The organism is Brucella oryzae (genome assembly GCF_041929965.1).
In the GTDB taxonomy this organism is placed as follows: Bacteria; Pseudomonadota; Alphaproteobacteria; order Rhizobiales; family Rhizobiaceae; genus Brucella; species Brucella oryzae.
The window spans coordinates 1-22,292 of sequence record NZ_JBHEEO010000002.1; the positions used below are offsets into that span (position 1 = coordinate 1).

A 22,292-nucleotide genomic window follows, 5' to 3' on the forward strand; every position below is an offset into this window, starting at 1 on the left:
AACGCTGTCGCAAAACGCGGCCCCTCCTAAAAAACAAAACCCGCCGAAAAATATCAACGGGTTTGTCAGCAGCCTGACGCCGGGGAAAACCCCGGCGTTTTTCATTGCTGACAGATGATTTAGCGACTAACGCGCATGCCTTTTTCCGGCTCAAACACGTGGCTTGTTGCCGGATCAATAGCAATGGTCAGCACATCGCCCGGACGCACCGTCAGGCGTTCACGGAATAGACAGGTAACCGGCTGATCGCCGAGCTTGCCCATAACCATGATTTCCGAACCGGTAGGCTCAACGATTTCGACTGCGACCGGCACGCCGTTGTCGGCAATCTTCATATGCTCAGGGCGCATACCATAAACGGCCTTGCTCGATAGGCTGACATATTCGCCTTCAGGAAGCGGCAGACGGAAGCCGCCTTCGGCCACAAATGAACCTTCCTCGATCCTGCCGTTGACGAAGTTCATCGATGGAGAACCGATGAAGCCCGCGACAAACATATTGGCCGGACGATCATAAAGATCGAGCGGCGCGCCGATCTGCTCCACCAGACCATCGCGCATGACAACGATCTTGTCGGCCATGGTCATGGCTTCGATCTGATCGTGGGTCACATAGATCGTGGTGGTCTTGAGACGCTGATGCAGCCCCTTGATCTCACCGCGCATCTGCACGCGCAGCTTGGCGTCAAGGTTGGAGAGCGGTTCGTCAAACAGAAACACTTGCGGATCGCGAACAATCGCACGGCCCATGGCCACACGCTGGCGCTGACCACCGGAAAGCTGGCGGGGGAAGCGGTCGAGCAGCTTGTTGAGACCGAGAATTTCCGCTGCACGATTGACACGGCTGTCGCGTTCTTCCTTCGGTGCGTTTTTCAGCATGAGTGCGAAGCCCATATTGTCGGCCACCGTCATATGCGGATAGAGCGCATAGTTCTGGAACACCATGGCGATATCGCGTTCCTTGGCGCGCAGATCATTGACCACGCGCGGACCAATGGCGATTTCACCATCGCTGATTTCCTCAAGCCCTGCGATCATGCGCAGAAGCGTGGATTTTCCACAGCCCGACGGGCCGACCAGTACGACAAATTCGCCGTCCTGAATATCCACTGACACGCCGTGCAACACGCCGACATTGCCATATTTTTTGATCGCATTTCGGATGGATACAGATGCCATCTTGAACCTCAACTCTTATTTGACGGCACCTGCAGTCAGACCAGCAACGATCTGGCGCTGTGCGAAAACGGTTAGCAACAGGACCGGCAATGTCACCACAAGTGCCGCGGCGGCAAGCGGCCCCCAGCTGACCTGTTCAAAGGACAGCATGTTGTAAACTGCGACCGGCAGGGTGCGCGTCTCGCGGCTTGCAAGCACGATGCCGAAGACAAAATTGTTCCACGAGAAGATCACCGCAAGGATCAGCGACACCACGACGCCCGGCTTGGCAATCGGGAGTGCAACTTTCATGAACACCTGCCACGAGGATGCGCCATCGATAATGGCTGCTTCCTCCAACTCCAACGGTGTCGTCTCGAAATAACCGATCATGATCCAGATCACGATTGGAACGGTAACGACCAGATGGATGATGATCTGCGGCCAGAGTGTGCCGAGCAGACCCAGAGTCTGGAACAGCAGGAACAGCGGGATCAGGTAAGAAAGGCCTGGTGTCATACGCGCAATCATGATGACGATTGCCGATTTATGCGCCTTGAGTCGTGCGATGCCATAGCCCGCCGGAACACCAACCAGCAGCGCAAGCAATGTCGCCATACCGGTCACGAGAAGGCTGTTCCAAAAGTAGAGCAGGAAGTCGTTGGCCGCAAAGATATCGGTGTAGTTCGACCAGGCAAAGCGTTCCGGTATCAGGATCGGCGGATAAGCACCGTTGTCGATTTCGTATTTCAACGAAAGCGACAGCATCCAGACGAAGAAGAAGATTGCCGGCGACACGATGATGAACACAAGAAGTGCAGTGCCAAGCTTTGAAAGAATAGACTTGCTTGCCATGACCGGTCCTTAAGCGTTCCACTTGGTCCGCTGGCGCAGCGCCAGAAGAACCAGTGACATGGCGATAATGACAATGAAGAACACCACGGCAATCGCCGATGCGTAGCCAATGTCGTAATAGGAAAACGCCACGTTATAGAGATAGATATTGATCGTTTCCGACGCTGTTCCGGGACCGCCCTGCGTCATCGCATAAATGATGTCGAAGCTTTTCAGCGCATCAATCGAGCGGATGATGACAGCCACCATGATGAAGGGCAGGATCATCGGAAGGGTGATGTAGCGGAATTTCTGCCAGCCATTTGCACCATCGATTTCCGCGCTCTCAAACGGATCGCGCGGCATGGAGGCAAGGCCACCCAGCACGATCAGCATGACAAGCGGCGTCCACTGCCAGGTTTCAACAGCCACCAGCGACGGGATAACCGTGTTCTGGTTGAATATCCATTCCTGCGGTGGAATGCCGATCAGCGACAGAAGATAATTCAGCACACCCAGCTGCGGGTGATACATCATCGTCCAGACAAGGGCGACGGCAACCGGCGTCGCCATCATCGGCATGACGAAGATGCCGCGCAACAGCCCGCGCATTGGCAGCTTGCTGTCAAAGACCAGCGCTGCGATCGTGCCTAAAACCATCGGAGCTACGACCGACAGGACCGTATAGACAACCGTATGCCACATGGATTCCCAGAAGCGCATATCGGCTGCAAGACGCAGATAATTGTCGAAGCCGACAAAGCTCTGCTCTCCACCAAGCTGCCACTGGTTGGCACTCATCCAGAGCGTAAATACCCATGGGAAGACGATCACCGCCCCGACGGTGATCAAGGCTGGAAGAACAAACGGCCAGTAACTCGGCCGCAAGCGGCTCTTGCCAGTCCTGGTGGAGGAAGCTGCATTGGCAGCAGCTCCCGTTTTTGCTCCTGTCGGGGCGACAGATGTCATTTTCCTTCGCTCCGTGCGAGGACCGGACGGAATTCCTCCGTCGCGCGTTTCATTTCAGCTTCGGCGTCCGCACCATTCAGAAGATTGGTGAGACCGACACCAATGATGTCGCGGAATTCCGTGACAGGTACGATGACCGGCAAGCAGAGCTGGCTGATCGGGGCAGACTTCGAGAGAGCTTCCACCCAGCCTTCCGGCATGGTGACGCCCTTGCGCACGGCCTCATCGTCGATGACCGACTTGCGGAACGGAACGCCCGATCCCGACTGCAACAGGCGGGCACCCATTTCCTTGGAAATGGCCCACTGGCAGTAAAGATATGCCGCTTCCTTGTTCTTGGAGGCTTCAGTCACGCCGATGCCGTCGCCGGTCGTCGGTGCTGCCTGTGCATTCGGGCCTGCCGGCATGACGCCATAGCCAACCTTGCCGACAACACGCGACTTGTTCGGGTCTTCGAGCGGCGGGGCAAAACCGATGCCGTCGAGCCACATGCCGACGCGCCCCTGCAGGAAGTTCGACTGGCATTCCGCCCAGTTGAAGCCTGCAACACCGGGAGGTGCCGATTTGGTCATCAGACGCTGATAGAGCTTGGCAGCTTCGATGCCTTCAGCTGAATCCGTCTGCAGGTTGCCGTCCGCATCAACCGACTGCTTGCCATAGCCGAGCAGGAGGCTGGTATAGACCGGCGCATTGGCATTCTTCATGCCGCGAGCGACAAAACCATAGGTTCTGGTTGATGGATCGGTGAGCGTTTCTGCAGCGGCAACCAATTCTTCAAAAGTCTTCGGGAATTCGATGCCCTTAGCCGCGAACAGGTCCTTGTTCCAGTAGATGATCCAGTAATCGACCGAGAAAGGCAGCGCGCCAAAGCGACCATTGGCATCCTTCGCGAATGTCAGACCAGCGCTTGCGAAATCATCTTCCGTCAGCGACGCCTCGGTCAGCGTCGGATCTTTCAGGAACGGATTGAGGTCGGCAAGCCAACCACCCTTTTCAAACTGGCGCTTCTGAACGTGATAGCTGATATGGATGACGTCGAAGCTCGGGCGACCGGACGTCAGCTCGATCACCGCCTTCTGGCGCTGCTGCTGTTCGGGCATCTGCTCGGAATGCACCTTGATGCCGGTCAGTTCCTCGAATTCCTTCTGGTATTTCTGAAGGATTTCACCGCGCGGGCTCTTGATGAGGTTTACTTCAAGCGTGGTGCCGGCAAACTTCTTCCAGTCAACTTTCGACTGTGCGAAAGACGGGCTGATGCCCGTCATACCAGATGCAGCAATTGCTGCTGACCCCGCCAGGAACTGGCGACGTGTTGGACGTAATAAATTCATTGCATGCTCCTCCCCTATCCTTCTTCCGACCTGGCAACTCCTCTTGCCCGGCCCTAGTTGTTAAATCTGCAAAGCCAGCTTCCGCGCATTGTTGATGTGAACGGCGATGGCATCCATGGCTGTTTGCGGATCGCGTGTTTCGATTGCTGCGAGGACGGCCAGATGTTCCTGCATGACCGGGATAACACGTCCGGTGATGCGGAATCGCTCCTGATTGATCAGGCGCATCTTGATGGTGTTGGTCTGATAGGCGCGCCAGATGATTTCATTATCGAGCGAGCCGACAATCGTATCGTGCAGGCTCCAGTCGATATTCTGCGCCCGTTCTTCAAGCTCCGGCGTTTCACCTTCTGCCTTTGCACGCTCCAGAGTTTCCTCATGTTCCGCACGCAATGAGCGCAGCAACTCATCGGAAGCCGACTGGCAGAAAATCGCAATCGACTCCTTTTCGATGAAAAGGCGGAACTGAAACGCTTCGCGGATCAGATTGAGATCAATATGGGCGATCTGGAGCCCACGCTGCGGCACGGTCTTGATAAGACCTTCCGCTTCAAGACGCGGGATCAGTTCGCGGATCGCCCCCAGCGTCAAGCCCGTCATGGTGACGAGCTGGCGCTGCGAAACGAACTGGCCCGGATGAAAATCACGCGCCAGCAAATGCCGGGTGAAGCTCTGATAAGCCTTATCCCGCAATTTCACCGGTTCGTTGTGATCGTCTGCCAAAGCCTGTCCCCTCTTAGTCCCGCTTGCTTATGCCGCCCTTAAGCCGCTTTTGCCATATGCAAACGGTCGAATACACTGCCAATTGCATCGAATTCCGCATCATTCAACGATATCAGCGGTGCACGTACGCGACGCCACTCCTTGTCACCCGTATGACGCGCCACCATGGCCTTGACCGCAGGCGTTACGGGATAGTTCAGCAACTGCTGCACGGCATCGACCAGTTCGGCATCATCCTGACCGTCATTGATCATGCGCAGCAGGCGGTGCGGGAACAGATTTGCCATGCCGGAAATTGCGCCTTGCCCACCAAGACGAACACCAGCTGCAAGATCGCGCTCATCGCCGATCAGGATCGCAATGTCCTTGTGGGCTGCAAGCAGCTTTTCCGTATAGGCCCAATTACCGGACGAATCCTTCACGCCCGTAACAATGTCACCGAAAGCCGCACGCAGACGACCGATGAGATTGACCGACAGTTCAACCGCAGTCACCGACGGAATATTGTAGAGAATGATGCTGCGCGCATCTTCGCCCAAACCTTTGAAGACTGCCGAGAACCAGTCGAACAGGCCCTCATCGGAGAGGTTCTTGAAATAGGAAGGCGGCGCCAGAAGGATGGCCTTGCAGCCGCGACGCAACGCATCGCCTGCCTGAAGAACCGCATCGGCAACCGAGTTCTCCATAACGCCAACAACGATATTGGCGGCAGGAAAGCCCTGCGCGATAAACGCATCAAGAAGTGCGGCGCGCTCGGCATCGGCAATCGACGAACCTTCGCCGGTGGTGCCGAACAGGGTTACGCTTGAGCAGCCATTATCAAGGCGTGCGCGTGCGTGCTTCAGCGCACGGCTGACATCAATCTTGCCATCTGCATCGAATGGCGTCGTAAGCGCTGCAGAGAGCCCAAAGCGCTCCTGCCCTGAATGATTGTGCGCCAAAACTGGCTCCTCCCAAATTTGAACTTTAAGTTCGCACATACTAACATGTTAGTAAAGAGTCAATCCGGGTTCAGTACGTAATCGCACTTTTTTTGAAGAGCGTTTCGATGCTTATTGAGCGGGAACGATACCGCTTTCGATAAAGCTGATAACTTCGGCCTCGCCTGGCGAGCCGGCACGTCCGCCAAAGCGCGCGCATTTGATGGCGGCAGCGGCATTGGCAAAGCGGATGATGTCGGTCATCTCGTTGCCTTCCACCAGACCATGCGCGAAAGCGCCATGGAACACGTCGCCTGCAGCCAGCGTATCGACTGCATTGACCTTGAAACCCGCAACATGGGAAACCGGCTTGCCAGCGCCTTCCGCCCAATAGCAGCCGTCTGCGCCAGCCGTGACAGACGTGAAAACATCATAGCGGTTGCTGAGAATTCGGACGCATTCACGCAAATCCGTAGTGCCCGCAACGCTGATCGCGGCAGGCTCCGATGCAACAATATGAGTTGCAAGCGGCAGCAGTGTTTCCAGCAATTCGACAGGCGCGGTATCGGCATCCAGGATGGCCGGAATACCTGCATCGCACGCAGCACGCAGCGCAGTTTCAGCTGCCCAAGGCCAGCGCACATCGGTCATGACGGCAGCATAGGCTCCTGCCGTAATCGGCGGCACCGGATCAGACGGACTTGCAAGCCTGCGATCATAAAAAGGCACAATGATGCGTTCACCATTCGCATCGACAAGGATCGAAGAAAATGCCGTGCGCGCGCCTTCCAGCCGCCGAATATGGCTGCAATCAATGCCTTCGGCTTCCAGTTCTGCAACGGCACGATCACCCACCGGATCAATCCCCGCAGAAGCCCAGAGCGCCACATCGCCGCCAAGCCGGGCAATAGCGGCAGCCGCACTAGAAGCCATGCCGGCTGCGATTTCAACGGCTTCGCGCGGCAGATATTTACCTGCCGCGTGTGGGAGTTCATCAAGGCGGAGAATGGTGTCCATGGTGAGGGCACCAACGCAGAGAATTTTGGAAGTCATGATTAGGAAATGAGACCTTCCGAGCGAAGCGTCGTCCAGAATTCGCCCGGGATAGACTGCTCGAACCAGACGACATTCTGCGTGATCTGTTCTGGCGAACGCACACCGATCAGAATGGAGCTGACCGCTTCATGCATCAACGGAAACTGCATGGCGGCAGCGGCAAGCGGCACATGATACTCATCGCAAATATCATGTAGGCGATTGGTGCGAGCAATGATTTCTGCAGGCGCATCGGCATAATCGAATTTCTGTTCGCCGCCGCGCGGTGCCGCCAGAATGCCGGAGTTGAACACACCGGCAATCACCAGCGCCATGCCACGCTTTTGTGCCAGCGGCAGAAATTCCTTTTCCGAAACCTGATCGAGCAGCGAATAACGGCCAGCCAGAAGCGAACAATCAAGATCAGCCTCTTCAAGCGCATCGCGAATGATCTGCCATTCGTTCACACCAAGACCGAAGCCCTTAATATTGCCTGCCGCGCGCAACTCGGTCAGCGCACGGAAACCACCACCCTTGGTCAGTGCATTCCAGTGACGCTCGTGTCTGTCACCATGGGTCACGCGGCCAATATCATGAACATAGAGAAGATCAATTTCCGGAAAGCCGAGACGCTGCTGGCTGTCATCGAAGCTCCGCATGATGCCATCATAGCTGTAATCAAAAACCTCACGAAAATTGAGGCCATTGTGCCAGCCCGAATCGAATGGATTTTTCGGCAGTGGCGGCGGTAAGGTACGACCAGCGCGCTCATTAGCCATCAGGCGCCCGACCTTCGTTGAGACAACGGCACGCTCGCTCTTTTCGCGCAGCATATCACCAAGCAGATGTTCGCATCGGCCATAACCATACATCGGTGCGCTGTCGAAATAGCGGATACCGCTGTCCCAACCGGCTTCCAGCAACGCGTCCGCATCAGCACGCAACACGGGCGCATAAAGCCCGCCCAAAGGTGCGGTGCCCAGACCAAGCGCGGTTACGGTCAGACCTGTACGGCCAAGCGCCCGTTTCTCAGATGCCTTCAATTGCATGGATATCTCCTCCATCGCGGCATGCAGCATGCCGCACTCCTTTTTCAGCGCATCTTATTCAAAAACCGCTTCGCACTTTTCGGGATGCGCTGCCTCTTCCAGCGATTGATAGGAGCAAGCTTGCCGAAGCGCAATCGGAAAAGCATGCGCATGCGAACAGTCTATTCACTTGCAAATAAACCGTTCTTGACAGCCGTCAATTTCAGCCGATATTACTATGATGTCAGACCAATTTTAAAACCAATAAGGGAACCAGGTCTGATCTGATTGCGCTTCAAGTTTCTAGGCCAATCTGTGAAGTGGAGGCAGGATGAAAGATCGCAGGCTGCTGCAGATTGCGCCACTACCGCCGATGGATCGCGCCCGGCAGGTAACGGACGCGCTCGCCAATTATATCGCGACAGCGCATCTTCAAGCCGGAGACCGCCTCCCGGCTGAACGTGAATTGATGGCAGCACTCGCGGTTGGTCGTTCCACCATTCGCGAAGCAATCCGACACTTTCAGGCCCTGGGTGTTATCGAAGCCCGCAAAGGCAGCGGCACGTATCTGCTGAAGCCGATTTCGGCGGCAACCATCCACATGCCGCTTTCATTCGATCCTGCGCAATTGCGCGATGCTCTGCTGCAATCGCTTGAAGTACGCCGCGGCATCGAAGCCGAGGCCAGCATGGTCGCCGCCCGCAAACGCACGGCAGAAGACCTCGTTATCATTGAACGCAATCTCGATGAGATGGAGCGCGTTCATATCGCGGAAGGCACGTCAGGCCCGGAAGATCTGGCGTTTCACCTGGCCATTTATGACGCGACCCACAATCCGCTTTTCAGACAATTGCTTGAACAGATGCGCGAAGCCTTTTTGCACTTCTGGGATCATCCGTTCGAGCGGATCGACTTCGCGCGGCGGACCTTTCCGTTCCACCGCACGCTCTTCAACGCCATTGTGGCTCAGGACCCTGAAGCCGCTCGGCAGGAAACACTCAAAATCCTCGACATTGTCGAGGAAGACATCAAGGAAATGTCCAAATGACTGACGGGATGGATCCGCTGGATTTCGCAGCGCTTACGGTTGCCCATGATGAAGGCAATGCTTTCGACGCCGTGGTTCCGCCCATCGTGCAGACATCGCTTTTCACCTTCCCAAGCTATGACGACATGGTCGCCTCCTATCGTGGCGAAAAGGTTCGCCCGATCTACACACGCGGCCTTAATCCGACCGTACGGGCATTTGAAGAAATGCTGGCAAAACTTGAAGGCGGCGAAGACGCGCTGGGCTTTGCCAGCGGCATGGCGGCGATCTCTTCAAGCGTGCTGGCCTTTGTCAATCCGGGTGATCGCATCGTTGCGGTGCGCCATGTCTATCCAGATGCGTTCCGTCTGTTCGGCACCATTATGAAGCGCATGCAGGTACAGGTTGACTACGTCGACGGCCGCGACGAGGAAGCGGTCGCAAAAGCTCTGCCCGGTGCAAAGCTCTTCTATATGGAAAGCCCGACGAGCTGGGTCATGGAAGCCCATGATGTCGGCGCCTTGGCAACGATTGCCAAGCAGCATGGCGTGCTTAGCATCATCGATAACAGCTGGGCCAGCCCGATCTTCCAGCGTCCGCTGTCACTTGGCGTTGATCTCGTCGTGCATTCAGCATCGAAATATCTTGGCGGTCATAGCGATGTCGTGGCCGGTGTCGTGTCCGGCTCGAAAGAGTTGATCAACGCGATCCGTGCGGAAACCTATCCATATCTCGGCGGCAAGCTTTCACCATTTGATGCGTGGCTTCTGGTGCGTGGCATGCGCACTTTGCCAACACGCATGAAGGCGCATGAGGCTTCTGCGCTGGAAATCGCAAAGCGTCTTCAGGCGCTGGATGTGGTTGAGACCGTCTGCCACCCGGCACTTGCCAATCGTCTGCCTGCGGGCCTCAAGGGTACGTCCGGTCTCTTCTCGGTCATCTTCCGGGAAGGTGTGAACATTCGCGAATTCTGCAATCATCTTGATCTGTTCAAGCTTGGCGTGAGCTGGGGCGGACATGAAAGCCTGATCGTGCCGGGCGAAGTCGTGCTGCAGCAGAAGGCGCAGCCAAACTCAGCACATACGTTCGGCATCGACCCGCGCTCCGTGCGCCTGCATGTCGGACTGGAAGGAACGGAAGCGCTGTGGCGGGATATCGAAGGAGCGCTCGCAGCATCGACCGAATAACGAAAATCCAGTGAGGAGCAATAAGGGGAACTGCAATGAAAAAACTAATAGCAGCCGCATTCGCAACCATGCTTTTGAGCGGTACGGCGCTTGCCGATACCACTTTGAAGCTTGTTGAAGTCATCACCAGCCCGGAGCGCACAAAGACGCTCGAATCCATCGTTGCCAAGTTTGAGGCAGCCAATCCGGGCACCAAGGTCGAAATCATCTCGCTGCCATGGGGCGAATCCTTCCAGAAATTCGCCACCATGGTTTCAGCTGGTGAAATTCCCGACGTCATGGAAATGCCGGACACCTGGGTTTCGCTCTATGGCAACAACGGCATGTTGGAGAACCTCGAGCCTTATCTCGAAAAATGGGAAACCACGCCAGACCTGACCGAACGTGCGCTTGAGCTTGGCCGAAGCGTCAACAACACAGCCTATACGCTGCCTTACGGCTTCTATCTGAACGCCATGTTCTACAACAAGAAGCTGCTGTCTGAGGCTGGTGTGTCCGAGCCACCGAAGACGATGGACGAATTTGTCGAAGCCTCCAAGAAGATTGCCGCCCTTCCCGGCAAGTCCGGGTTCTGTATGCGTGGTGGTCCCGGCGGCCTTAATGGCTGGGTGATCTTTGCCGCATCCATGGCAGGTGACAATAAGTTCTTCAACGAAGACGGCACCTCGACCATGAACAGCGAAGGCTGGAAAAAGGGCATCACCTGGATGGTCGATCTTTACAAGAACGGCCTTGCACCGAAGGACAGCGTCAATTGGGGCTTCAATGAAACTGTCGCCGGTTTCTATAGCGGCACCTGTGCCTTCCTCAACCAGGACCCGGATGCGCTGATCGCCATTGCCGAGCGCATGAAGCCGGAAGATTTCGGCGTTACCATCATGCCGAAGGGTCCGGACGGCAAGACCTTCCCCACCATCGGCTTTGCCGGCTGGTCGATGATGAGCGCCAGCAAGAACAAGGATCTTTCCTGGAAGCTGATCTCGATGCTGGAAGGCCCGGAAGGCAACATCGAATGGAACAAGCGCACCGGCGCCTTGCCGGTTCTCAAATCCGCTCAGAACGATCCGTTCTATAGCGGCGAGCAGTTCAAGGGCTGGTTCGATGAACTGGCTGACAAGAACGTCGTTCCAACCGTCATGCCGACCTATCTGGAAGAATTTGCCTTCTTCAAGGATTCGCTCGTCATCAAGACCTCGCAGGAAGCGCTTCTCGGCGACATCACGCCAGATCAGCTGGCCGACCAGTGGGCAGAATATCTCACCAAGGCACAGCAGAAGCACCTTTCAAAGCAATAGCACCATGAACGGCTTGCAGGCGTGGAACAACCGCGCCTGCAAAGCGAATGATGCAACCCCGCGAAGGGAAAAACGATGAACGACACCGCTTCCATAAAGGCCCCGGTGCGCAACGACGTGCCAAGGCAGGACCGCCGCAGCCTTCTGCAGCGACTTGCGCACGCCTCCGAACCTTATCTCTACAGTGCCCCCGCACTGATCCTCATCGGCGCGATCATGCTGGTTCCGCTGATCCTCGGCGTCTCCTATGCCTTTCGCGATATCCAGTTGCTCAATCCGTTTTCCGGCGGCTTTGTCGGACTCGATCACTTCCGCGAGCTTGCGACCGATCAGGCTTTCTATCGTTCCTTGAAAAACACGCTCTGGTGGACCGGTTGCTCGGTGCTGCTGCAATTCATGTTCGGGCTTATTCTTGCCCTGCTGCTCGACAAGCCATTTGCCGGACGTGGGCTGGCACAGGCGCTGATCTTCCTGCCATGGGCCGTGCCGACTTTCCTCACCGGTCTTAACTTTGCGTGGCTTTTTAATCCGGTGATCGGCCCGCTGCCGCACTGGCTACATGCAATCCGCATTCTGAGCGCACCAGACAACATCCTGTCCGACCCTAATCTGGCCATGTGGGGTATCATTACCGCCGGTGTGTGGTGGGGTATTCCGTTCTTTGCCATCACCATGCTGGCCGCCTTGCAGGCTATCCCGCGCGATCTTTATGAAGCAGCAGCGATCGATGGCGCTGGCCCCCTCCAGCGCTTCCTCTCGATCACACTTCCCTATCTTGCGCCAACCATGGCCATCACCATTTTGCTGCGCACCGTCTGGATTGCCAACAGTGCCGATCTGATCGTCGTGATGACCGGCGGTGGCCCTGCCGACCGGACCCAGATCGTCGCCAGCTATATCTTCACACAAGCCTTCAAACGGCTCGATTTCGGCTATGCCTCGGCGATTGCGATGGTCCTGCTCGTCTTGCTGATGGTCTACTCGATGCTCATCGTGCTGTTGCGCCAGACGCTTCTGAACAAGGATTGAGGCCATGACCAACCGTAAGCTCCTCCTTGTTGGCGCGCATCGCATTGCAATTCTTCTGTTCGTCCTGTTTGCACTGTTTCCGATCTTCTGGCTGGTGAAGGTTTCCGTCACGCCCAATGATCTGCTTTACAGCGAAGGCGTACGGCTCTGGCCATCGCGCATGACGTTCGATCACTTCAGCCATGTGTTGAACAACAGTTCATTTCCGCTGTTCTTCCGCAACAGCCTGATCGTATCCGGCTCAACCGCCATCATCGTTACGCTGCTCGCATCGCTCTCCGGCTATGCGCTGTCACGTTTCAACTTCCGCGCCAAATACTGGATTGTGGCGCTGATGCTGCTGACTCAGATGTTCCCGCTCGTGATGCTGATCGCACCGATCTACAAGATCATGGCACCGCTCGGTCTCACCAACAGTCTGATCGGCCTCATCATCGTCTATTCGGCATTCAATGTGCCTTTTGCCACCTTCCTGATGCAATCGTTCTTCGACGGCATTCCGAAGGATCTCGAAGAAGCTGCCAAGATCGACGGCGCAACACAGTTCATGGCTTTCCGCCAGATCATTCTGCCGCTGACCCTGCCCGGTATTGCTGCAACGCTCGGCTTTGTTTTCACCGCAGCGTGGAGCGAGCTTCTGTTCGCGCTGATGCTGATTTCCGGCAATGATTCAGCCACATTCCCGGTCGGACTTTTAAGCTTCGTCTCAAAGTTCTCGGTCGATTTCGGACAGATGATGGCAGCGGGCGTGCTCGCGCTGATCCCGGCCTGTCTCTTCTTCTTCCTCATTCAACGATATCTCGTGCAGGGCCTCACGGCTGGCGCGGTCAAAGGCTGAAAGGATTTTTCCCTATGGCTTCCATCGATATTCAGTCAGTCCGCAAAAGCTATGGCGAACATGCTGTTCTGCACGGCGTTGATCTTGAGATCAAAGATGGCGAATTCATTGTGCTGGTCGGCCCGTCAGGCTGTGGCAAATCCACATTGCTGCGCATGATTGCGGGCCTTGAAGACATCACCGCTGGTCAGGTGCAGATCAGTGGCAAGCGCGTCAATGAACTCGCACCCAAAGACCGCGATATTGCGATGGTGTTTCAGTCCTACGCGCTCTACCCGCATATGAGTGTCGCCGACAATATGAGCTACAGTATGCGGCTGCGCAAAACGCCGAAAGAAAAGATCACAAGCGCCATCAAATCGACCGCCGCCAAGCTCGGCCTAGATCCTTTGCTCGAACGTCGCCCGAAGGCGCTTTCGGGTGGCCAGCGTCAGCGTGTTGCCATGGGCCGCGCCATTGTGCGTCAGCCCAAGGCCTTCCTCTTTGACGAGCCACTTTCCAACCTCGATGCGCGCCTGCGCGAGCAGATGCGTGCCGAAATCAAGAAGCTGCATGGTGAGCTGAAAGCCACATCCATCTATGTGACACATGACCAGATCGAAGCCATGACTTTGGCCGACCGTATTGTCGCCATGCATGGCGGCGTGGTGCAGCAGGTCGGGTCTCCACTGGAGCTTTATGACCGTCCGGCCAATCTCTTCGTGGCCGGTTTCATCGGATCACCCGCCATGAATTTTCTCGATGTGACCTATCTAGAACAGGATGGTGGTCCGCGTCTGAAACTCATGGACGGCACGCTCATCGCATTGCCGCAGCCCGTAAAACTCAAGAATGGCGCGAATGCCACGCTCGGCATCCGTCCCGAGCATGTGCATATCGAGAATTCAGCGGGCCTGACGGCTGATGTCGATCTGGTCGAGCCGACCGGCTTCGGCATTATCCTGCATCTCAGCCTGCATGGATTGCCGTTCAAGATTTTTACACTGGATCGCGATGCGCTTCACGCGCAGGGTTCTATTCAGGTGAGCTTTCCGGCACAGCACCTCCACCTTTTCGACAGCGACGGAAACCGGGTGGAGCCGCGAGCAGTTCAGTAATCCGTAGCAAAACGCGCTTGAATGCTCTGCGAGAGCAGAGCGACCGGGCGCGTCGCGTCACCTGGCGGGTTCCATAGAAGTTCCTCGATCTCGCTGGATGCAATTGGAACCTGACCGTCTTTCAGTGTGAGGTGAAACAACTCCGCCTCAACCGTTGCGTCGACTTCGTTGGCGGCGGGCGCCGACATCTTTGCCGCATAGCGCAACTGGCTCTCGTCAATCAGAATGCCGAGCTCCTCCTCGATTTCGCGGATCAGTGCGATTTGAGGCTGCTCGCCCGCATCGATCTTACCGCCGGGCTGGAAGAAAATCTCGCTGCCGCGCTTGCGCACGAGAAGGAAACGGCCCGCCTCGTCGCGGACAATGGCTGCAGAAATTCGAATCGTTTTCATGATGACGAATTCTCGTTGCGTGGGCGAATGCCGTCAAGAATGATGGCGCTCACCGCTCTGGCCGTTTCACCATAAAACCCAGCCTCCTCCGAACGCGAACCGAGAACGGCACTGACCTGCACGGAAAAATCCGAGTAATGCTGTGTTACCGCCCAAATGGTGAAAATCAGATGGTAGGGATCGACCGGAGCCAGACGCTTTTCAGCTATCCACCGATGAATGACCGCCGCTTTTTCGTCGACCAACTGCCTCAGATGTCCTTTCAGGAAGTCGGAAATTGCCGGAGCGCCGTGTAGAATTTCATTGGCGAAAAGGCGCGAAGCTTCAGGCTTTTTTGCCGACATTTCCAGCTTCAAGGCGATATAGCGGCGCAACTCCTCCAGCGGATCGCCATCCGGATCGATGTGTTCGAAAGGCTCCAGCCAGGTGGCGAGCGTATCTTCCAACACGGTCACATAAATGTTCTGCTTGCGCGGGAAATAATAAAGCAGGTTCGGCTTCGACATGCCTGCCTTCTCCGCGATCTGATCGACCGTCGAGCCGCGAAAGCCGTATGCGGAAAAAACCTCCAGTGCTGCGTCGAGGATGAGCCTGCGATTTATACCCTGAATGCGCGTCGCACCTTCCGATTTCTCGTTCGACATTTTCTCGTTTTCGACCATGTCGGTCCGTGAGTCTGAAGGAGCTGTGGCCATTTGACACCTTTCAGCAGTGTAGAATTTTTCAAAAGCGCTTGACCATATTCAAACGCTCTTCTAGCCTGCAATTTGACCAACTAGTCAAGTTTTTGCCAGCAAGGCAAGAATATTGTGGCCAAAGAGCTAGGTCGTGGGAACATATATTGGCGGGTGGATGCGGGCTAGCGGTGTGATGGCTCGAATCTGAACGTACATACATAATGCGGAGGCAGAGCGCATGGTGCTCACCAGCAATCTTAGAGTCAACGGCGATCGTCTTTGGGACAGTCTGATGGACATGGCCCAGATCGGGCCTGGTGTGCGCGGTGGCAATAACCGCCAGACCTTGACCGATGAAGACGGCGAAGGCCGCAAACTGTTTCAGAGCTGGTGCGAAAAATCCGGGCTTACCATGGGCGTGGATACGATGGGGAACATGTTCTTCCTACGCCCCGGCGAAGATTCCGACGCCGATCCGGTCTATATGGGCAGCCATCTCGACACGCAGCCGACAGGCGGTAAATTCGATGGCGTGCTGGGCGTTCTCGGCGGCCTCGAAGTCATGCGTACGCTCAACGACATGAATATCAAGACGAAGCGGCCCATCGTCGTCGTCAACTGGACGAATGAGGAAGGCACCCGATTTGCCCCAGCCATGCTCTCGTCCGGCGTATTTGCCGGTGTCCACGAGCAGGATTGGGCCTATCAGCGCACCGATGCCAAAGGCAAGAAATTCGGAGACGAACTGGAGCGCATCGGCTGGAAAGGCGATGAACCGGTTGGGCAACGCAAAATCCACGCCATGTTCGAACTCCATATTGAACAGGGGCCGATCCTCGAAGCGGAGCACAAGGATATCGGTGTCGTCACACACGGCCAGGGGCTGTGGTGGCTGCAGGTGACCTTGACCGGCAAGGAAGCGCATACCGGCTCTACGCCCATGAAGATGCGCAAGAACGCAAGCCTTGGCCTCGGCAAGATGCTGCAGCTCGTCAACGAAATCGCCATGGCGCACCAGCCGGATGCGGTGGGCGGTGTCGGCCATATCGACGTCTCACCCAATTCACGCAACGTGCTTCCGGGCCAGATCGTTTTCACCGTGGATTTCCGCTCGCCCAACCAGGATGTGCTGGACGACATGAAAACGCGGTTTGAAAAGGAAGCGCCGAAGATTGCCGCAGAACTGGGCATCGGCATCGAGATCGAGGTGGCCGGACATTTCGACCCGGTGACTTTTGATGATGGCTGTGTGGTGGCGATCCGCAATGCAGCAGAGCGACTTGGCTATAGCCATCGCAACATCGTTTCCGGCGCAGGCCACGATGCATGCTGGGTCAATCGCGTCGCACCAACCGCCATGGTTATGTGTCCATGCGTGGACGGGCTCAGCCATAATGAAGACGAGAATATTTCGAAGGAATGGGCGTCGGCGGGAACCGACGTGCTTCTGCATGCGGTATTGGAGACTGCTGAAATTGTAAGCTGATTTCACAACCATCCACTACTGCTACTGTTCGCAACAAAACCAAAAAGGGGAACGACGAACAATGGCAAAGGTCATCAAAGGCGGAACCGTCATCACGGCTGACCGCACCTTTAAAGCCGATGTTCTCATCGAAGGCGAAAAGATTGTCGCTGTCGGCGACAATCTCTCCGGCGATGAAGTCATAGATGCATCCGGCTGCTATATTATGCCGGGTGGCATCGACCCGCACACCCATCTGCAAATGCCCTTCATGGGAACCTACTCTTCCGACGATTTCGATACCGGAACTGCGGCCGCCCTTTCCGGCGGCACGACGATGGTCGTCGATTTTGTGCTGCCGGATTCCGAAGGCAATCTGCTCGACGCACTTCAGGAATGGTTCCAGAAGGCGGGCAAGGCGCGCACCGACTATTCGTTCCACATGGCGATCACCGGCTGGAACGAGCGCACATTCAACGAGATGGCCGAAGTGGTGAAGCGCGGCATCAATACTTTCAAGCACTTCATGGCCTATAAGGGCGCGCTGATGGTGAATGATGACGAGATGTTCGCCTCGTTCCAGCGCTGTGCGGAACTGGGCGCCATGCCGCTCGTTCACGCTGAAAATGGCGACGTCGTTGCGCAGTTGCAGGCCAAGCTGATGGCCGAAGGCAATGACGGGCCGGAAGCCCACGCCTATTCGCGCCCACCGGAAGTGGAAGGAGAAGCGACCAACCGCGCCATCATGATCGCCGATCAGGCAGGCGTGCCGCTTTATGTCGTGCATGTTTCCTGCGAACAGAGCCATGAAGCGATCCGCCGTGCCCGGCAAAAGGGTATGCGCGTGTTCGGCGAGCCTTTGATCCAGCACCTGACGCTTGACGAGAGCGAATATCATAACAAGGACTGGGATTATGCTGCACGCCGGGTAATGTCTCCGCCATTCCGTGACAAGGTCAACCAGGATAGTCTGTGGGCCGGTCTTGCGGCTGGAAGCCTGCAATGCGTCGCAACAGACCATTGCGCATTCACCACCGAGCAGAAGCGTTACGGCATCGGCAATTTCACCAAGATTCCGAATGGAACGGGCGGCCTCGAAGAACGCATGCCAGTGTTGTGGTCGCGCGGCGTGCGCACTGGCCGCCTGACGCCAAACGAGTTCGTGGCTGTCACCTCGACCAACATTGCCAAGATCTTGAACATCTATCCGCAGAAAGGTGCTGTGCTGCCGGGCGCGGATGCTGATCTTGTCATATGGGACCCGGAGGCCACCAAGAAGGTTTCTGCAAAAACACAGCATTCCTCCATTGATTACAACGTGTTCGAAGGCTTTGAACTCAAGGGCCTGCCGAAAATGACGCTTTCACGCGGGCGTATCGCATTCGACAAGGGACATGTCACGGCAGAGCCCGGTGACGGACGCTTCATCGAGCGCGAGCCGAACGGTGCCGTCAATCGGGCGCTGTCACAATGGAAGGAAATCGTTGCGCCGCGCAAAGTGGAGCGCAGCGCCGAACATATGCCGATAGGGGTCTGAGACATGGCCATCGTCCAGCTTCGGGAACCGCGCATGAGTTTGAATGACAGCATGGCCCCGGAGCGGGGCGAAGCAGATGCGCAGACAGTGATCGACATCAAAGACTTGTCGCTCGTCTTCGAGACGAATGATGGGCCGGTCCATGCGCTGTCCAATATTGATCTTGCCGTCAAGCGCGGCGAGTTCGTTTCCTTCATCGGACCTTCGGGATGCGGCAAGACCACATTGATGCGCGTCGTGGCCGATCTGGAGCAGCCGACATCAGGCTCCGTAACGGTGAACGGAAAAACGCCGGAACAAGCCCGCCTCGACCGATCCTACGGTTATGTATTTCAGGCAGCCGCTTTGTTTCCCTGGCGTACCATCGAAGACAATGTCAGCCTGCCGCTTGAGATTATGGGATTTTCCAAGGCAGAAAGACGCGAGCGGATCGAAAAGAACCTCGCACTCGTCAACCTGTCAGGCTTCGGCAAAAAATATCCCTGGCAGCTTTCGGGCGGCATGCAACAGCGCGCATCGATAGCTCGCGCACTTTCCTTCGACCCGGATATGCTGCTGATGGACGAGCCTTTCGGCGCTCTGGACGAAATCGTGCGTGACCATCTCAATGAACAGCTTCTCAAGCTTTGGGCCGCGACCCGCAAAACCGTGATTTTCGTCACACACTCGATCCCGGAAGCGGTGTTTCTCTCGACCAAGATCGTTGTCATGAGCCCACGACCGGGCCGCATTCATGAAATCATCGATTGCGATCTTGGTCCTGACAGACCGCTTGAGATTCGCGAATCTGAAGCATTCCTGAAAATTGCCCATCGGGTTCGTGAGGGGTTACGTCTGGGGCATATCCATGATTGAGGATACTCAGAAACCGCATCGTGCTGGAGATCGCCCATGAAAGGCTTTCTGCACGACAGATTCATTCCGGTGGCAACCATACTTGCCGTCATTATTGCGCTTTGGTACGGCCTCGCGGTGGTGCTCAACGCGCCGTTCGAGCGGGATCAGGCGACACGCGCGGGAACAGAAATCCCCTTCTCGACGCTTGTCGCCAATACGATGCATCAGGACCGACCTGTTTTGCCCGCACCGCATCAGGTGGCTGAAGAAATCTGGAAAACCGTCTTTGGAGTCAAACCGAGTTCCAAACGCAGTCTGATCTATCACGGGTGGGTAACATTATCGTCTACCCTGCTCGGTTTTGTGCTTGGATCGGCACTCGGTGTTCTTCTCGCTGTGGGAATTGTTCATTCCCGCACACTCGACAAGAGCCTCATGCCGTGGATCATCACCTCGCAGACGATCCCGATCCTTGCCATCGCGCCGATGATTATCGTGGTGCTGAATGCCATTGGCATATCGGGCTTGCTGCCCAAAGCCATCATCTCGACCTATCTCTCCTTCTTTCCCGTGGCGGTGGGCATGGTGAAGGGGCTGAGGTCACCTGATGTAATGCATCTCGACCTCATGCGTACCTACAATGCATCGAGATCACAGGTGTTCTGGAAACTGCGCTGGCCTGCGGCCATGCCGTTCCTCTTCACATCGATGCAGATCGCCGTCGCGATCAGCCTCGTTGGCGCGATTGTCGGTGAATTGCCAACCGGCGCAGTTGCCGGCCTCGGAGCGAGATTGCTTGCAGGTTCCTATTACGGCCAGACCGTGCAGATATGGGCAGCACTCGTTGCAGCCGCTCTGATGGCTGCGGTGCTGGTTGCGCTGATTGGCGTCGCGGCACAGCTTGTGAACCGACGCATGGGCGTAAAGCCGGAAAGGGCAGCCACATGATGACAGGCATTCTTTCCGTCATAGCGCTCATCGCTGTTTCATGGCTGCTTGTTGGTTGGGTCGCAAGTCTGAAGACCCGCAACCCTTTGGGCCAAAAGCTTTTGGATATCGCAGTGCCGGCGCTGTTCGGCATCGCAATGCTGATGCTCTGGGAGGTAACCGTCAGGCTTTTCGCTATTCCTCAGGTTCTTCTTCCAGCACCATCGGCAATCTGGGCACGCATAGCGGCGTCCGTACCAATTCTCTGGGCGGATTTCAGACAGACCTTTTTGAAGGCGGTCATTATCGGCTATGTCGCCGGATGCGGTCTCGGTTTCATAACCGCCATCATCGCGGACCGGATTCCATTCCTGCGGAAGGGGTTGTTGCCGCTCGGCAATCTGGCTGCAGCACTTCCTATCGTGGGCGTCGCGCCAATCATGGTGATGTGGTTTGGCTTCGACTGGCAATCGAAGGCAGCGGTGGTCATCATCATGACCTTCTTTCCTATGCTGGTGAACACGGTTGCAGGCCTTGCCAGTACCGGGGCGATGGAACGGGACATGATGGAGACCTACGGTTCAAGCTACTGGCAGACCTTGTTCAAGCTGCGTCTTCCAGCGGCTATGCCGTTCATATTCAACGCTCTCAAGATCAATTCCACCCTCGCGCTGATCGGCGCGATCGTGGCAGAATTTTTCGGCACGCCAATTGTCGGCATGGGCTTCCGCATCTCAGCGGAAATCGGGCGCATGAATGTGGATATGGTCTGGGCTGAAATCTTCGTAGCCGCTCTTGCGGGATCGCTCTCTTACGGGCTGATCGCGCTGATCGAGCGCAGACTGACATTCTGGCACCCGTCTTACAGGCGGGGTTGAACGGAACGATTTGGCATCCGTCACCATAAGACGGAGCTAATAACCAGAGGAGAACTGAAATGAAAAAGGCAATTTCTTTATGCCTTGGAACTGCAGGACTGGCGCTCGCGCTCATGAGCAGTTCGGCAATGGCAGCCGACAAGCTGACCTTGCAGCTCAAATGGGTGACGCAGGGACAATTTGCCGGTTATTATGTGGCCAAGGACAAGGGCTTCTATGAGGAAGAGAATCTCGATGTCGAGATCAAACCGGGCGGACCGGACGTCGCTCCGCCGCAGGTGATTGCCGGTGGCGGCGCAGATGTTGTTGTTGACTGGATGCCGTCAGCACTTGCTACCCGTGAAAAAGGCGTTCCGCTCGTCAATATCGCCCAGCCTTTCAAGAAATCCGGCATGATGCTGACCTGCCGCAAGGACACCAACATCACCAAGCCGGAAGACTTCAAGGGCCGCACGCTTGGTGTGTGGTTCGGTGGCAACGAATATCCGTTTCTTTCATGGATGAGCCATCTGAAAATTCCGACCGAAGGCGGCAAGGATGGCGTGACAGTTCTGAAACAAGGCTTCAACGTCGATCCGCTGATCCAGAAGCAGGCCGATTGCATTTCCACCATGACCTATAATGAATATTGGCAGGTGATTGATGCAGGCATTCCAGCCGATCAGCTTGTCGTCTTCCCATATGAAGAGCAAGGCGTCGCCACTCTCGAAGACGGACTCTATGTGTTGGAAAAGACCCTCGACGATCCGGCAATGGTCGACAAGCTCGCCCGTTTTGTTCGCGCCTCGATGAAGGGCTGGCAGTATGCCTCCGAAAATCCAGGGGAAGCAGCGGATATCATACTCGATAATGATGCTTCCGGTGCGCAGACCAAGGAAGTTCAGGAACGTATGGTCAAGGAAATCGGCAAACTGGTTGACGGTTCCGATGGCACTCTCGACGTAGCAGCTGCGGACCGCACGGTGGAAACACTACTTGGCGGCGGTTCCGACCCGGTCATCACCAAGAAACCGGAAGGTGCGTGGACCGCGAAGATAACCGACGCAATGAAGAAGTGATTGTACTCAAAATGAGAAAAAGAAACCGGCCTCAAAGGCCGGTTTCTTTGT

Annotated in this window: 22 protein-coding genes; 12 read left to right on the forward strand and 10 right to left on the reverse strand. The window is 56.1% G+C overall.

The window, feature by feature from the left end; genetic code table 11:
• Positions 1 to 119: 119 nt before the first annotated feature.
• The 8 genes from JNC70_RS01870 to JNC70_RS01905 form a co-directional block, all read right to left on the reverse strand.
• Entirely contained in the window at positions 120 to 1,178 is a 1,059-nt protein-coding gene (locus JNC70_RS01870) for an ABC transporter ATP-binding protein (protein WP_104754612.1), read from the reverse strand.
• A gap of 15 nt (positions 1,179 to 1,193) precedes the next feature.
• Complete coding sequence (locus JNC70_RS01875; RefSeq protein WP_104754613.1) at positions 1,194 to 2,012, reverse strand: carbohydrate ABC transporter permease; 819 nt, start codon at positions 2,010 to 2,012, stop codon at positions 1,194 to 1,196.
• Positions 2,013 to 2,021: 9 nt separating this feature from the next.
• Positions 2,022 to 2,960 (reverse strand): carbohydrate ABC transporter permease, encoded by a 939-nt coding sequence (locus tag JNC70_RS01880; protein ID WP_104754614.1) that lies wholly within the window; start codon positions 2,958 to 2,960, stop codon positions 2,022 to 2,024.
• Positions 2,957 to 4,291, reverse strand: a complete 1,335-nt coding sequence (locus JNC70_RS01885) for an ABC transporter substrate-binding protein (RefSeq protein ID WP_104754615.1) — start codon at positions 4,289 to 4,291, stop codon at positions 2,957 to 2,959. Before JNC70_RS01885 ends, JNC70_RS01880 begins: the two co-directional genes overlap by 4 nt.
• A 60-nt stretch (positions 4,292 to 4,351) precedes the next feature.
• Positions 4,352 to 5,014 carry a GntR family transcriptional regulator gene (locus tag JNC70_RS01890; RefSeq protein ID WP_104754616.1) on the reverse strand — a complete coding sequence of 221 codons (663 nt, stop codon included), beginning with the start codon at positions 5,012 to 5,014 and terminating at the stop codon, positions 4,352 to 4,354.
• Positions 5,015 to 5,052: 38 nt separating this feature from the next.
• Positions 5,053 to 5,955 carry a dihydrodipicolinate synthase family protein gene (locus JNC70_RS01895; protein ID WP_104754617.1) on the reverse strand — a complete coding sequence of 301 codons (903 nt, stop codon included), beginning with the start codon at positions 5,953 to 5,955 and terminating at the stop codon, positions 5,053 to 5,055.
• Positions 5,956 to 6,066: 111 nt separating this feature from the next.
• Positions 6,067 to 6,987, reverse strand: coding sequence for a PfkB family carbohydrate kinase (locus JNC70_RS01900; protein WP_104754618.1), 921 nt, complete (start codon positions 6,985 to 6,987; stop codon positions 6,067 to 6,069).
• Between the two features lie 2 nt (positions 6,988 to 6,989).
• The gene (locus tag JNC70_RS01905; protein WP_104754619.1) at positions 6,990 to 8,018 is read right to left on the reverse strand and encodes an aldo/keto reductase; all 1,029 of its coding nucleotides are present in this window, start codon (positions 8,016 to 8,018) and stop codon (positions 6,990 to 6,992) included.
• 310 nt (positions 8,019 to 8,328) lie between these two features.
• Between JNC70_RS01905 and JNC70_RS01910 the strand changes: the two genes are divergently transcribed.
• The 6 genes from JNC70_RS01910 to JNC70_RS01935 all read left to right on the forward strand — a co-directional run bounded on the left by JNC70_RS01910 (position 8,329) and on the right by JNC70_RS01935 (position 14,470).
• Positions 8,329 to 9,045 (forward strand): FadR/GntR family transcriptional regulator, encoded by a 717-nt coding sequence (locus JNC70_RS01910; protein ID WP_104754621.1) that lies wholly within the window; start codon positions 8,329 to 8,331, stop codon positions 9,043 to 9,045.
• Complete coding sequence (locus JNC70_RS01915) at positions 9,042 to 10,211, forward strand: PLP-dependent transferase (protein WP_104754622.1); 1,170 nt, start codon at positions 9,042 to 9,044, stop codon at positions 10,209 to 10,211. Before JNC70_RS01910 ends, JNC70_RS01915 begins: the two co-directional genes overlap by 4 nt.
• Before the next feature lie 35 nt (positions 10,212 to 10,246).
• Positions 10,247 to 11,506: an ABC transporter substrate-binding protein gene (locus JNC70_RS01920; RefSeq protein ID WP_104754623.1), complete on the forward strand. Its 1,260-nt coding sequence runs from the start codon at positions 10,247 to 10,249 to the stop codon at positions 11,504 to 11,506.
• A gap of 75 nt (positions 11,507 to 11,581) precedes the next feature.
• On the forward strand, positions 11,582 to 12,535 hold the full coding sequence (locus JNC70_RS01925) for a carbohydrate ABC transporter permease (protein WP_167394026.1): 954 nt from the start codon (positions 11,582 to 11,584) through the stop codon (positions 12,533 to 12,535).
• 4 nt (positions 12,536 to 12,539) lie between these two features.
• Positions 12,540 to 13,373, forward strand: coding sequence for a carbohydrate ABC transporter permease (locus tag JNC70_RS01930; RefSeq protein WP_010658175.1), 834 nt, complete (start codon positions 12,540 to 12,542; stop codon positions 13,371 to 13,373).
• A gap of 14 nt (positions 13,374 to 13,387) precedes the next feature.
• Positions 13,388 to 14,470: an ABC transporter ATP-binding protein gene (locus JNC70_RS01935; RefSeq protein ID WP_104754624.1), complete on the forward strand. Its 1,083-nt coding sequence runs from the start codon at positions 13,388 to 13,390 to the stop codon at positions 14,468 to 14,470.
• Here JNC70_RS01935 and JNC70_RS01940 read toward each other — a convergent pair.
• Both JNC70_RS01940 and rutR read right to left on the reverse strand, forming a co-directional pair.
• On the reverse strand, positions 14,464 to 14,862 hold the full coding sequence (locus JNC70_RS01940) for an NUDIX hydrolase (protein ID WP_104754625.1): 399 nt from the start codon (positions 14,860 to 14,862) through the stop codon (positions 14,464 to 14,466). The two genes, JNC70_RS01935 and JNC70_RS01940, sit on opposite strands and share 7 nt — an antisense overlap.
• A complete protein-coding gene (gene rutR, locus JNC70_RS01945) occupies positions 14,859 to 15,557 on the reverse strand; it encodes an HTH-type transcriptional regulator RutR (protein ID WP_104754626.1) in 699 nt (232 codons plus the stop codon). The genes JNC70_RS01940 and rutR overlap by 4 nt, the downstream gene beginning before the upstream one ends.
• A 220-nt stretch (positions 15,558 to 15,777) precedes the next feature.
• Between rutR and JNC70_RS01950 the strand changes: the two genes are divergently transcribed.
• The 6 genes from JNC70_RS01950 to JNC70_RS01975 all read left to right on the forward strand — a co-directional run bounded on the left by JNC70_RS01950 (position 15,778) and on the right by JNC70_RS01975 (position 22,241).
• Positions 15,778 to 17,025: a Zn-dependent hydrolase gene (locus tag JNC70_RS01950; protein WP_104754627.1), complete on the forward strand. Its 1,248-nt coding sequence runs from the start codon at positions 15,778 to 15,780 to the stop codon at positions 17,023 to 17,025.
• 61 nt (positions 17,026 to 17,086) lie between these two features.
• The gene (gene hydA, locus JNC70_RS01955; RefSeq protein WP_104754628.1) at positions 17,087 to 18,541 is read left to right on the forward strand and encodes a dihydropyrimidinase; all 1,455 of its coding nucleotides are present in this window, start codon (positions 17,087 to 17,089) and stop codon (positions 18,539 to 18,541) included.
• Between the two features lie 33 nt (positions 18,542 to 18,574).
• Complete coding sequence (locus JNC70_RS01960) at positions 18,575 to 19,396, forward strand: ABC transporter ATP-binding protein (RefSeq protein ID WP_104754704.1); 822 nt, start codon at positions 18,575 to 18,577, stop codon at positions 19,394 to 19,396.
• Positions 19,397 to 19,432: 36 nt separating this feature from the next.
• Entirely contained in the window at positions 19,433 to 20,326 is an 894-nt protein-coding gene (locus JNC70_RS01965; RefSeq protein ID WP_061344944.1) for an ABC transporter permease, read from the forward strand.
• A complete protein-coding gene (locus JNC70_RS01970) occupies positions 20,323 to 21,183 on the forward strand; it encodes an ABC transporter permease (RefSeq protein WP_104754629.1) in 861 nt (286 codons plus the stop codon). The genes JNC70_RS01965 and JNC70_RS01970 overlap by 4 nt, the downstream gene beginning before the upstream one ends.
• Positions 21,184 to 21,242: 59 nt before the next feature.
• On the forward strand, positions 21,243 to 22,241 hold the full coding sequence (locus tag JNC70_RS01975) for an ABC transporter substrate-binding protein (protein ID WP_104754630.1): 999 nt from the start codon (positions 21,243 to 21,245) through the stop codon (positions 22,239 to 22,241).
• The last annotated feature ends 51 nt before the right edge of the window (positions 22,242 to 22,292 follow it).

What these genes read in the sequence shown, in the direction of transcription:
- JNC70_RS01940 (WP_104754625.1), bottom strand. Translation starts at nt 14,862, where the DNA reads ATGAAAACGATTCGAATTTCTGCAGCCATTGTCCGCGACGAGGCGGGC.
- JNC70_RS01975 (WP_104754630.1), top strand. Translation starts at nt 21,243, where the DNA reads ATGAAAAAGGCAATTTCTTTATGCCTTGGAACTGCAGGACTGGCGCTC.
- JNC70_RS01965 (WP_061344944.1), top strand. Translation starts at nt 19,433, where the DNA reads ATGAAAGGCTTTCTGCACGACAGATTCATTCCGGTGGCAACCATACTT.
- JNC70_RS01880 (WP_104754614.1), bottom strand. Translation starts at nt 2,960, where the DNA reads ATGACATCTGTCGCCCCGACAGGAGCAAAAACGGGAGCTGCTGCCAAT.
- JNC70_RS01920 (WP_104754623.1), top strand. Translation starts at nt 10,247, where the DNA reads ATGAAAAAACTAATAGCAGCCGCATTCGCAACCATGCTTTTGAGCGGT.
- rutR (WP_104754626.1), bottom strand. Translation starts at nt 15,557, where the DNA reads ATGGCCACAGCTCCTTCAGACTCACGGACCGACATGGTCGAAAACGAG.
- JNC70_RS01930 (WP_010658175.1), top strand. Translation starts at nt 12,540, where the DNA reads ATGACCAACCGTAAGCTCCTCCTTGTTGGCGCGCATCGCATTGCAATT.
- JNC70_RS01970 (WP_104754629.1), top strand. Translation starts at nt 20,323, where the DNA reads ATGATGACAGGCATTCTTTCCGTCATAGCGCTCATCGCTGTTTCATGG.
- JNC70_RS01870 (WP_104754612.1), bottom strand. Translation starts at nt 1,178, where the DNA reads ATGGCATCTGTATCCATCCGAAATGCGATCAAAAAATATGGCAATGTC.
- JNC70_RS01900 (WP_104754618.1), bottom strand. Translation starts at nt 6,987, where the DNA reads ATGACTTCCAAAATTCTCTGCGTTGGTGCCCTCACCATGGACACCATT.
- JNC70_RS01905 (WP_104754619.1), bottom strand. Translation starts at nt 8,018, where the DNA reads ATGCAATTGAAGGCATCTGAGAAACGGGCGCTTGGCCGTACAGGTCTG.
- JNC70_RS01915 (WP_104754622.1), top strand. Translation starts at nt 9,042, where the DNA reads ATGACTGACGGGATGGATCCGCTGGATTTCGCAGCGCTTACGGTTGCC.
- JNC70_RS01960 (WP_104754704.1), top strand. Translation starts at nt 18,575, where the DNA reads ATGAGTTTGAATGACAGCATGGCCCCGGAGCGGGGCGAAGCAGATGCG.
- hydA (WP_104754628.1), top strand. Translation starts at nt 17,087, where the DNA reads ATGGCAAAGGTCATCAAAGGCGGAACCGTCATCACGGCTGACCGCACC.
- JNC70_RS01925 (WP_167394026.1), top strand. Translation starts at nt 11,582, where the DNA reads ATGAACGACACCGCTTCCATAAAGGCCCCGGTGCGCAACGACGTGCCA.
- JNC70_RS01950 (WP_104754627.1), top strand. Translation starts at nt 15,778, where the DNA reads ATGGTGCTCACCAGCAATCTTAGAGTCAACGGCGATCGTCTTTGGGAC.
- JNC70_RS01885 (WP_104754615.1), bottom strand. Translation starts at nt 4,291, where the DNA reads ATGAATTTATTACGTCCAACACGTCGCCAGTTCCTGGCGGGGTCAGCA.
- JNC70_RS01910 (WP_104754621.1), top strand. Translation starts at nt 8,329, where the DNA reads ATGAAAGATCGCAGGCTGCTGCAGATTGCGCCACTACCGCCGATGGAT.
- JNC70_RS01875 (WP_104754613.1), bottom strand. Translation starts at nt 2,012, where the DNA reads ATGGCAAGCAAGTCTATTCTTTCAAAGCTTGGCACTGCACTTCTTGTG.
- JNC70_RS01935 (WP_104754624.1), top strand. Translation starts at nt 13,388, where the DNA reads ATGGCTTCCATCGATATTCAGTCAGTCCGCAAAAGCTATGGCGAACAT.